Here is an 11,431-nt window from a genome sequence, read left to right as displayed (position 1 = left end):
GCCCTGGCCGGTGTTGCCGCAGATCCGGAGTCGCCATGTTCAGCCGCCAGAAGCCGTTCGTCGCCCCCTCGCTTGATGAGGTGCGTAAGCGTGCACAGATCCTCATCATCGATGACCAGGAGTGGCCGCATCAGAAGCAGTTGGAGATCGACCATTTCCATGTGACCCGCTGGTCTGATGTCGAAGATACCGACAGTCTCACCAACGGCAGTTACGCGCTCGTACTGCTCGACATCAACGGCGTCGGAATGACGCACTCCCCCGAACGTCAAGGCATCGGGATCCTCGACCATATAAAGAAGACGAACCCCGCCCAGGTCGTCATCGTGTATTCCGCGAAGCCTCAGGCGGTGAACGATGCGGTGACGCTCGCGAAAGCGGACGCGGTGATGGACAAGTCGAGTGTGTACTTCGAGTTCCGGGAGAAGATCGACACTCTTCTTGTTCGGCGTGCCTCCCCTGACCATTTCATCGCCTCGATGAACCTCACCCTGGGTGCAGACGCGGCAAAGGCCCCGAAAGCCGTACCCCTGGCTCTGAAGGCACTCCGCACTGGCAACATCGCGCCCCTCGAGTCATACCTATCTAAGACTCTCGGCAACGAGCACGTGCGTGAGGTCGCGGCATTCGTGATCGGTGTGGGCATCAAGGTCCTGACAGGGAGCGTGTGATGTCAGACGCGTGGAAACTGTTCCCGTTTCCGACCATCGCAGACGATTCGTTGAGCGACGGGTCGCTGTTCGAGGTGCACGCGGACTGCCGGCGGTGCCCCACCCGGGAGTGCACGCTCGACGAGACGACCGAGAACGGTGCACCAAGACAGTGCCGTTTCGGCCTGACCTACGCACGTATCGACCGTGACCGTGTCCTCGCCGGCGTTGTCGCCCCCGACCTCCCGAACCCGACGACGAGGACGAAGCGGCGGATCCGTCTGGAACGCAACCGCCATGTCTCTTCGGCCCGGGTTCGCCGTTCCGTAGACGTGGTGCGCGCCCTCGGCCCCGGAGTGGTCGACAGCTTCGAAGCCGGCCGCGAGGTTGCATTGGCCGCGGTCAAGTCGGATCCGGAGATGCAACGGGCCGTCGCCGCCCAGCTCCGACGTGACGCCGAGAACGATCTGAACCAGAGCCACGACTTCATGCAGATGGTGAAGCTGGTGAAGGGGTACGCGGAAGCTCTGCTCCGAGAACGCCTCCCGAAGCTCAGCCCCGAGGATGCCGCAGAGCAACTCCACAACGAAGGCGCGATCTATTTCGCCACCCAGTTGATGGTGTTGAAGATGGACTCCCTGCAGTACATCAACGAGTTGAACCGCGCCGCGGGCGGGGAGTCCACCTTCGGGGTGCACCCCCTGGTGCTGAAGTACAAGCGAATCTATGACTGGACGGCGAAGCAGAAAAAGCTCCGCATCTTCCTCGGTTCTACCCACCGCCAAGTTCACTACAACGGTCACGCCATCGGCACACTCATCCAGGCGCTGCTCGACAACATGGTGAAGTACGCTCCGGCGCGCTCCGAAGCGAGTGTCGAGTTCACGGAACTGGCACATTCCGTCGAAGTCCGCTTTCGGTCGCTAGGTCCGCGCATCGAAGAGGACGAGGTCCTCGGAATCTTCATGCCAAAAGTGCGAGCGAAGGCAGCCCGCGTCGCGGAGAGCGCTGGCCAGGGGATCGGCCTTGCTGCCGCGAAGCAGATCTCCGATTCGCTACATCTCGGACTCGCCTGCGCCCAAGACGCCATCGAGGATGCCACTTTCCCTGGCTTCTATATGACGACGTTCCGCTTCGAGCTCGTAACGAGTGGTTAAGCGGTCAAGGAAGCTTCGCTGCTTGGGGACTTGTTCTAACAGTCGGCACGTGGGCCGCATCGGTGGGGTCGAATGTCACTCGACGTGAGAGTGCTTTGCCCGCGGTCCACGGCGCCTGTCTCGTACGATGCAAACCCCCGATGTGGCGCAACGTACGCTGTGTGCCGTCGTCGGCGCGCAGCACGGGCAGCGAACTGCAATACGCAGACAGGCAACTTCCACTCTGTGGAAGTTGCCTGTCTGCGTATGTGGGTGGAATCGATAGCGACTCCACCCACTCAGGGGGGTGTGGCGATTAAGCCACGGCCTCCGCTGCCTTGCGACGGCGCAGCCCCAGCGCGCCGAGTCCGAGCATGAGGCCCGCAGCTGCCGCACCACCCAGGGAGTTCAGCATCGGGGTGCCTTCTTCGTCGTCCGTCACGAGGTATTCCACGGTGACGGTGTTGGTGCCGTCGGTGAGGGTCAGAGTGGTCTTCCCCTCGGGGAGCGGGCCGGGAACGGTGACAGCCCATGCTCCCTGATCATCGGCAGTTGCCGAGGCGATGACGTTGCCGTCGGCGTCCTTGATCTCAACGGTCGCACCAGGGTTGGCGGTACCTTCGAACACCACATCGGTGGTGCTGATCGTCGAGCCGTCCGTGGGGGACGTGATGACAAGGTCTTCCATCGGCGCCACCGGCTTCACGACCGTGAAGTCGTAGCTGGTGTCGTTGGTGCCATCGGACACGGTGATGGTGGTTGCGCCCTCGGGGAGCGTGCCCGTGATCGGTGCGGTCCAGTTGCCCTCAGCGTCAGCGGTGCCAGAGGCGATGACGTTGCCGTCCGCGTCCTTGATCTCCACTGTCACACCGGGGGTTGCGGTACCTTCAAACACCACATCCGTGGTGCTGATCTCGGAACCGGGGGCGGGTGAGGTGATAACGACATCCTGGATGGGCGCGTCCGGCTTCACAACGGTGAAGTCGTAGCTGGTGTCGTTGGTGCCATCGGACACGGTGATGGTGGTTGCGCCCTCGGGTAGGGTGCCCGTGATCGGTGCGGTCCAGTTTCCTTCGCTGTCAGCCGTGCCGGAGCCGATGACGTTGCCGTCTGCGTCGCGGATCTCGACCGTGGCGCCGGGCTCCGCAGTTCCTGCGAATGCGGGGACCGTCGTCTCGATGGTCGATCCGGGAGCGGGCGAGGTGATGACGACCGGGTCTGCAGCGGCGGTCACGTCGAACGTGATCGTCTGGTCCCCGTCGGTGATGGTGAACGTGTTGTCGCCGGTGGGCAACTTGCCGTCCAGTGTGGCGGACCAGTTCCCTTCAGCGTCGGCAACACCGGTCGCGATCACGTCGCCGTTGGCGTTCTTGATTTCGACGGTGGCTCCAGGTTCGGCCGTACCGGTGAACTCGGCGCCGGTCTTACCGACCGTGGCGCCCTTCGCCGGGGTGGAGATGACGAGCTCGTCGGCAGCAGCGTTCACGTCGTAGGTGAACGAGTGCTCCCCATCGGTGATGGTGAACGTGTTGTCTCCCGTCGCGAGTTTGTCCTGGATCGTGGCGGTCCAGTTCCCTTCGCTGTCCGCCGTGGCGAGGCCGATGACCTTGCCGTTGCTGTCCTTGATCTGGACGGTCGCTCCCGGCTCAGCCGTTCCGGCGAACTGCACGCCGGTCTTGCCGACCGTGGCGCCCTGGGCGGGGCTGGTGATGACGAGGTCGTCGGTGGCGATGATGACGCCGGAGACGACGACCGTCCGCTCACCGTCGGTGACGGTGAACATCCCGCTGCCTGCAGGCAGCGAACGGTCGACCGTGGCGGTCCAGTTGCCCTCGGCGTCCGCGACGCCGGTGGCGATCACATCTCCATCGTCGTCTTTCACCTGAATGGTGACGCCGGGCTCGGCGGTACCGGCGAACTCAACACCGGTCTTCCCGACCGTCGCGCCCGGTGCAGGGCTGGAGATGACCAACTCATCGGTCGCGACGATGTACGTGCGCTCGACGGTCTTGTCGCCCGCAGTGATGGTGACGGTTGTCTCTCCTGCGACGAGCGGACCGGCAACGGTGGCCGTCCAGTTCCCCTGAGCGTTTGCGGTGCCGGACGCGATGACCTCGCCCTTGCTGTTCTTGATCTCAACCGTGGTCCCGGGCTCTGCCGTTCCGGCGAACTCGATACCGGTCTTGCCCAGCGTGGTGCCCGCAGCCGGGGAGGCAACGGTCAGCGCGTCGCTGTCCACGGTGACGGGCATGGAGATCGTGTTGCCGAGACCGTCAGTGACGGTGAGGCTTCCGGCTCCCGCCGACAGCGGGCCGGTGATCGTTGCCGACCAGTTGCCCTGAGGGTCTGCGGTTCCGGTGGCGACGACCGTGCCGTTGCCATCCTTGACCTGGATGGTCTCACCGGGCTCTGCCGTACCGGCCACGACGACACCGGACTTGCCGATCACCTCGTCGGCCTGCGGCGACAGGACCTTCAACGCGTCCGCAGCGACATCGTAGGACACCTGCGTGCTGGGGCCGTTCTTGTGAGTGTCGACGACCGTGAACGTGTGGTTGCCGGTGGTGAGCGGACCCGGCAGTGTCGCCGTCCAGTTCCCCTGGTCGTCCGCTGTGCCGGTGGCGAGAACATCACCCTTGTCATTGCGGATCTCGATGACCGCGTTGGGTTCGCCGACACCGGCGAAGACGATGTCCTTCTTGGGGAGCTCAGCACCCGCAGCCGGGGTCGTGACGACCACCTCTGCGCGCGGCGCTGCGGCGACCAGGAAGGAACGGCTTGCAGTGTTCGCACCCGCCGTAGCGTTGATGATGGTCGGACCTTCAGACAGCGGAACACTGACCGGGATGGTCCAGTTACCCGTGTCGTCCGCGATTCCGGTGCCGACAACGCCTTCACCCGCGGTTGAGAGAACGACCTCGTATCCCGCTGATGCCGTACCCGTGATGATCTCACCGACGTGCGCGATGGTCGCGTCAGCGTTGGGAGAAAGGACCACGGTCGGAGCCTCGGCTGCCTCCATAGCGTCGGGCAACGCAGCCTGGTTGCGAGCACCGGTCATCGATGTCGTCATGTTGTAGATCGTGCCGCCCGCGGCACCGACCGGCACAACCGCCACGGGATTCCACCGGTAAGAACTGTGGGTGGGCCACGTCTGCGCCGGGTAGTTGATGTCGCAGGACATCTGCGTGTCGCTCAGAGCGAGAACACAGTTCGTGGCCGTTGCCTGGGAGCTGATCCAGTTGCCGGTCTGATACGTCTGCGCAGGCACCGTCTTCTGATTCGATTTGAACGTGGCACCGTTGTCCAAGTTGAACACGATCTTGATCGGACCGAGCGGGCTTTGGCTGGGGATGCCGTTGAACGGGGCGTTGAGCGTCACGCTCGCGCCCGGGTGTCCTACCTTCGCGGGTGTGGCCGCGCTGGCAGGAGCGACTGCGAGAAGGGAGCTCAGGCTCAACGCGCCCAGGGTTCCCACGGCGACAAGCGCGCGGTACGGCTTTCGATTCTTCTTGAGCGACATGCTCAGACCTTCCTTCGGTTATCTTCCCTCACGGCGCTTGTGGGGCGCCATCGCGGAGTGACCCTCCGCGAAGAGGGAGCGTTATGCAGTGGTGATCGCGCGGGTGCGCTGAACAGTGATGAAGAAGTACGCGCCGATGCACGCGAGTACCCCGAGCACGAAGACGACGATCCCGGTCCAGGCAATCGCGTCGTAGTAGCTGTTGATGCCGTGCTCACCCCAGATGATCGCAATGGTGAGCAGCCGGGCCTGCACGATGACAGCTGTGAGCAGCGTGCCGGCGGCTCCGACGGTGAGGGCAGCGCGGCGGGGGAGGCGGGGGATGAAGAGGAGGGCTGCGGTGATGAGGAGGACTACTCCGAGCACGTATGCGCCAGACAACGCTGTCGTGACGGGCATGGCCAGCCATCCGTCGGCGATCTGGTAGCCGATGCCCGGCTCTCCCGCGACGGTGGTGAACATCGAGTCTTCCGCAAACGTCGCCCCGAGGAGCCAGGTCGCTATTCGTGCTTCGACAGCACGGACGGCAGGGGCGAACACGAGCGCTGCGATACCCGCAACTGCGAGCCCGGCAGTCCAAGCCGCCGCCGGCAGCCACGCCTTCGCTCGGGCCATGCTCGCGCCGAGCCGGATGCGCGTCGGCTCGGTCGCCGCCTCACTTGGAGTGGCAGCCTCGTCGGGGTGGGCGGTGGGGATATCCGGTGTGGGAGTGATCGGTGACATGGTCTTCCAACCTGGGTTTGTGGCGGGCAACGGTTCGGGCCGTGACGTTCTTGCTCCGATTTCACAAAGTTAGGTTGCAGGGCGCATCTCCCCCGCCGAGATACTCAAACTCCCGTGTAAGGCATTGCCAGCTCCGTGTCGCATCGTCCAAACCGTGCACGTGCGGCCCCACACGTACGTGCCAGCCCACTCCGTGGTCGCCAGCCCGATGTACGACCACGAGCACCTCAGCGTTCGACCAGGTCACCCGGTCCATGGCGGACCGAGGATCGACGGTGGTAGCTTCCGTCTATGCCGGTTCCCGAGTACTCCACCCGTGAGGAGTGGATCGCTGCCGCACGATCTGCTGCCGCTCGGAGCGCCAATGAGGTCGCCATCACAAGGTTCGATGTACCCGTTGATGTCGTCGACGCCGTCATCAACGCTGAAGCAGCCGGCGCCGATGAGAACGGCACCTCCCGGCAGACCCCGGAAGAAGTCGCGCACGCGACGGGCGCGTCCGTGCGTCTCGTGCGGCTCCTGCGTGCCGGGATGATGAACAGCGGCCTCGTGGCCGTCATCTCCGTCGATCCCGCAGAGTTCCAACTACAACTGCCACGGCCAGTGACATTCTCAGCACCCCCGCACTCATCCTGAACCGACGACGATCCTGCGAGAACCCTCCGATATGCGCCGCGCGCGCCACCACCTCCTCGTGACGACAGATCGGTGGTCCGCTCCCGCTGAGCGGTCGACCTTCTGCCCACAACGGCTTCCGCAGTGCCCGCGCTGACCTTCGAGGGGACAGGAAGTGGTTCCCAGGGGCACGGTGCGCGGGGATGAAGCCGCGGACTGCCTCACCGCCCACGCCGTGTACTGATGTCGAGAGATCGCGCACGGCATCTACCCGCGTTAGCGGCGAACGGCGACACCGCGGTACCTAGGGTTGGCGTTTAGCAACGCTGAGGAGTCAGATGATTACTACAGGGTCCCGTCCCGCTGGGGGAACCGTTGATCCCGCCCCCTGCTGCATGAGAGATGTTCTCGTGACCGGGTGCGGACGCGTGTACGTCTTCCCGGGCGACCTCCCCCAGGTCGGGCGCCTGGCCGGGTTCAACCAGTTCGCTCATCGCGTCGGCTATGTCGAGCGCGACGCAGACCTGTGGGTCGCACAAGACCTCGGAACAGTGCCGCTTGGACCGGCGATGTCATCCCGCAGGGAGGCACTTGAGCGCGTGCTCCGCCACCTCGGGTGGGATTCGGAATCGTTCTGTTCGCCCGCTGGGAGGGTCGTCGGCCGCGCGGTGAGAAATCAGGAGGTTCCGGACAGGCCCGTCGGGGAAATTGTCATCGATGAGCTCGGACTCGTCGCCATCGAACCACCCCGACGAGGACGCGCCGTCCGGGATCCGTACCCGCTGGGCTCGGTCTGGCGCCACGGGGAGCGGTTCGCCACCTTGAAAAAAGGAGCGCACAGTGCGACCGTCTCTGAGTACGGTTCGCTGCGCACCGCGATTCAGGCGCTGCTGCCGGCCGGAGCTTTTGTGAACTCGCGGGACCTCGGCTTCGTCACACGCCTGACCACCTCTCCTTGTGCCCGCCACGCCCTCGGGCCGTCTCGCACCACCCCCGGGCCCCCTCGCATCTCACGAGCGGCCGTCGATTCCTGAGCAAGAATTGCCGCACGCACGCGAAGGCGAGATGATGGTCATCCAGGCGTGGGGACCTGGATGTATCGACGCAACGGGCATCCGCGCCGACACGAGCGGTGGTTGGGTCCTCGCCCACGTCCCCGGTTGATGACCCAACCACCACCCCGTTCTGTGCCCCCGCCTAGTACTCGACACGCACCTCGCCGGGACGCAACCGGGGTGTAGTCATCGGTCGACGCGCTACGTCCGCCGCCTCCGCACCTGACGTATGGTGCGGGGCGGCGGCACGCGACGCGACCCCGTGCCGTGCGTTTCGTCAGCTCCGGCGTCGACGACGCAGTGTGCTCGCCCCGAGGAGCGTGAGTAGCGCAAGCAGCACCAGCCCACTCGGCGCCAGCCCACCCGTGCCAGCCAGCACCCCAGCCGTGGTCTCGCCTGGCTGTGATCCCATCGGCGAGGATGGCGTTGTGGGCGGGGACGGTGGAGTGGAGCCGGCTCCGTCACGTCTGTGCTGCGTGCATCCGACCGTGTCGAGTTCCTCTGCGTCACAGCTGACTGGCGTGTCCGGGCGGGGTTCATCGCCTGCAAGCAGCAGGTTGACGATACTGCCGTCGCCACGAGTGGACGGCGCCACGTCAACCAGGACGCTGTAGGACACGGTCACTGCCTGCCCGGCAGCGAGGGTCCCCGTGATCGCGAAGGACTCGTCGTCACCGACGGCGCTGGCCGTCAACGCGGGGTTCGACACGACGGGAGCGCCGGTCAGCGTCGCGTCGTCGAGAGCTCCAGCGAGCACATCGACGTGGTCCACTGCGACAGGTTCGGTCCCGACGTTCTCGAACGTCAGCGTGTAATGGATCGGCTCTCCGGGGGCTACAGGATGCCCTGTGCTGGGGGAGGCCGTCTTGCGGGCGGAGAGGCGCGTGGGCGACTCGACCGCAACCTGCGTATTGAACACAACACATCGGATCAGATCGTCCACATGGGTGTCCACGATGAATCCCGGAGATGCCGCATCGCCACTGTTGCGTGTCGGCACGGCCAGCCCCGAGTTGGCGTTGACGCAGGTGGCGTTACTGCCCTCCTGCGGGAAAATCTCGTATCCCGGTTGCTGGGTTTCGAAGATCTGGACAGGTCCAGTGGTCGTGTCTCCAGCGAACCGCATTCCGAAAATCACTCGACCCTCAGCGTCGGTGTCGACGGTAGTCTCTTCCCCGAGCGACACCCCGGCTGTCTCACTGGTCGCGGCGAACTGCCAGCCCGCGGGCGCAGGGGCAGCGTCCGTGATGCTGCCGCCCTCGGGGACGAGCATCTTCTGTACTTCGACGCTCCCCTCGCACCCTTGATCAGCGATCTGTCGAAGAATGGCTCCCTGTTCCGCGAATGTCGCGACACGGAAAAAGTCGGATCCTTCGAGCGGTCCGGTGATGGCGCGGAGGTTCACCTCGCTCGCGGCTGTGAGCCCTTCCCCGACACCCACCGCAATAACCCTCGTACCCTGCGATTTCAGCTGGTTCGCGGAGAAGACACCAGCGTCGATGTCTTGGTTTGAGTTGTACGCGCTTGCCGCCGGGGCTGGGTGTGTTCCAAACATGGTGGGGTTGCCGTCAGTGAGCATGATGGCGAGGTCGTAATGGTTGCTGGAGTTGGCGGCTGCGGCAAGCCCGCGATCCCAGTTCGTGCCGCCATTCGCGTTCCACTTCGCCGAGAGCGCCTTGAACACGGCCGCCTGCTCGGCGGTAGCGACAGGGTAACGGTCGGGCGCGTTACTCGCACCAGCTCCAGGGCTGTCGCTCGAGAATGAGAAGAGTGACAGGTGGGAGGGTGTCCCCTCGAGCGCGTCAACGAACCCCGCGATGGCTTTCCGTGTCTCCCAGATGCCCGGCTGGTTCAGGGAGCCAGATGTGTCGACAACCAGCGCGATGTCGAGACCGCAGTACGTCTTCTCCAGAGACGGGTTCGCTCGTGACTGGTTCCATACCCCCGTCGAACGGGAAATGTTCTGGTACGGGGCACCCTCCTGGACCGAATCGCTGCGGTTCGACATGAAGCCATCGTCAGCATCCCGCGCCTGCTCAGCGGTCGGAACAGCATCAGACCAGTATGTGACACCTGCGCGCAGCTCCTTCCCCGTCCGGAATCGATACTCCCAGCTGTACTCTGGCGACGCACCAAACCCGCCCAAGCGGGCAACGCGGTTGGAGTACCACCCCTGTGGATCGGTACCGCTCTGTTGGACCCAAAAACGGGTGTCCTCCGGAACGCCGGTCTGGGACGGCTCACCCCCACGAAGGGGGATCTCAAACCGGCAGAGCCCTTCAGCATCGGACACGCACGTTGCCCACGGGTACTCGTATCGGGGGCCCGCATCGCCCTGCCGTGAACTGTTGGCGTCCCCGCTATTGCCTGTGCCGGCGTTGAACAGCGACAACTCCACTCCCGGTGCACCGGACACCGTGCCGTCCTGCTGCCGATCCCCGCCCATTTTCACCACGATCACGGCGGGCGATGTCGACTCCGCCCCCACAGCGGGCATCGGGGCGACGGAGGTCGCCATCAGGGCCAGAACAACCGCGAGCGCGGCCAGCCGTTTCCGTGAGTACACGATTCGCACGAATTCTCCTTGTCTTCAGGCGATGCCCAGCGGGCACAGCGACTGCCCCGGCATGCGACTTCAGTAGAGCACCAGGCACGTTGGCCTTCGGCACGGTGTCGGCAATTGACAGTGCGCTGGCGGGAGATGACGCCACGACGAGACCTTTTCACTGCGTGGTGGTGGTGTCGTCGACCAGACTTCGATACAGGGCCGATAGCGACGAGAATCCGGACAGCTCCGCGAGTTGTGCGCGGGTGAGGTGGGGGTACACGCGTGCCAGCCGCCTGGCTCGCCCTGCGCGTGCACGACGTAGCTCCTCCTGAACTCCGGTGCGCTCGACCGCGAAGGCTCTCTGCAAGGTCCGCTCCGACACCCCCAACCGCTCTGCCACCAGGGAGGGCGTGAGGTTGGCGTCCGTGTGATGGCGGCGAATGACCTCCCGAGCCCCACCGACCAGTCCCCCGCGGCAATCGAGATCATGCACCATCGCCCGCAGAAGCGACGCGACGATCTCGCCCGCCGGGCTGGACAGCACGTCGAGATTCTGGTCGTTACGGGTCACGACAGCCGTCATACAGGCGGCTCGGACAAACGCGTACAGCGGCGCCAGACGTTCCCAGGAGATCGGTGCGGCCGTGATATCACCCCTGAGTGTGATCGCCGAAGGAGGGAGGGCGTCCATGTCCGTGCTGATGTACACGAACTCGCATCGAGACGTCGTCACTGACAACGTCACCGGATTGCGCCCGGGGAGCACGAGCACCGCGTTCATCCCGCGACGCACCACCGCCCCGGCAGTGTCAGTCTTCATCCGCCCAGAGCGGACCATGATCAGCAGCACACGAGACCGGGAATCGCCGTCGCGCGCCCAGACCGCCCCCACCCGTGAAGACCTCACGAACCCAAAGGTCGTTCGAGGGAAATGGGCGAGCTGCGTATCGACACTGTCATCGTGACGAAGAGGCCGAAGATGGACGCGGGCGCTCCGGAAATACTCCTTTCCTGCCGGCCCGCCGTCGCCCCCGTGTGAGCCATCCAGTCGGATGGACTCCCGCGAAAACGGCGCTCTGTATCGGCTTCTACCCGGACGCACGACAATCCTTCTGTTCCTAGCGGTCGAGCGGCACGAAGTGCGAGGTCAGGACGCGACAACTGTCATCTGTCTGCCTGGC

7 protein-coding genes are annotated in these 11,431 nt (G+C 64.8%); 3 read left to right on the top strand and 4 right to left on the bottom strand.

Features of this window, described 5'->3' with window-relative positions; translation table 11 throughout:
• Positions 1–35: 35 nt before the first annotated feature.
• Positions 36–671: a response regulator gene (locus MST3598_RS00305; RefSeq protein WP_096359307.1), complete on the top strand. Its 636-nt coding sequence runs from the start codon at positions 36–38 to the stop codon at positions 669–671.
• Positions 671–1,807: an ATP-binding protein gene (locus MST3598_RS00300; RefSeq protein ID WP_096359305.1), complete on the top strand. Its 1,137-nt coding sequence runs from the start codon at positions 671–673 to the stop codon at positions 1,805–1,807. The genes MST3598_RS00305 and MST3598_RS00300 overlap by 1 nt, the downstream gene beginning before the upstream one ends.
• A gap of 295 nt (positions 1,808–2,102) precedes the next feature.
• Here MST3598_RS00300 and MST3598_RS00295 read toward each other — a convergent pair whose 3' ends face one another.
• The gene (locus tag MST3598_RS00295) at positions 2,103–5,309 is read right to left on the bottom strand and encodes an Ig-like domain-containing protein (RefSeq protein WP_096359303.1); all 3,207 of its coding nucleotides are present in this window, start codon (positions 5,307–5,309) and stop codon (positions 2,103–2,105) included.
• 81 nt (positions 5,310–5,390) lie between these two features.
• Positions 5,391–6,032 carry a hypothetical protein gene (locus MST3598_RS18325; RefSeq protein WP_157749839.1) on the bottom strand — a complete coding sequence of 214 codons (642 nt, stop codon included), beginning with the start codon at positions 6,030–6,032 and terminating at the stop codon, positions 5,391–5,393.
• Positions 6,033–6,323: 291 nt separating this feature from the next.
• Here MST3598_RS18325 and MST3598_RS00285 point away from each other — a divergent pair, with 291 nt between their 5' ends.
• Positions 6,324–6,668 (top strand): hypothetical protein, encoded by a 345-nt coding sequence (locus tag MST3598_RS00285; protein ID WP_096359299.1) that lies wholly within the window; start codon positions 6,324–6,326, stop codon positions 6,666–6,668.
• A gap of 1,311 nt (positions 6,669–7,979) precedes the next feature.
• Here the strand turns inward: MST3598_RS00285 and MST3598_RS00275 are convergent.
• A complete protein-coding gene (locus tag MST3598_RS00275; protein ID WP_096359295.1) occupies positions 7,980–10,277 on the bottom strand; it encodes a vWA domain-containing protein in 2,298 nt (765 codons plus the stop codon).
• A gap of 148 nt (positions 10,278–10,425) precedes the next feature.
• The gene (locus MST3598_RS00270) at positions 10,426–11,070 is read right to left on the bottom strand and encodes a helix-turn-helix domain-containing protein (RefSeq protein ID WP_172889110.1); all 645 of its coding nucleotides are present in this window, start codon (positions 11,068–11,070) and stop codon (positions 10,426–10,428) included.
• Positions 11,071–11,431: the final 361 nt, after the last annotated feature.

Source organism: Microbacterium sp. TPU 3598 (assembly GCF_002356155.1).
Classification (GTDB): Bacteria; Actinomycetota; Actinomycetes; order Actinomycetales; family Microbacteriaceae; genus Microbacterium; species Microbacterium maritypicum_A.
The sequence above is the reverse complement of the archived record's forward strand: the minus strand, read 5'-3'. Positions and strand labels throughout refer to the sequence as shown.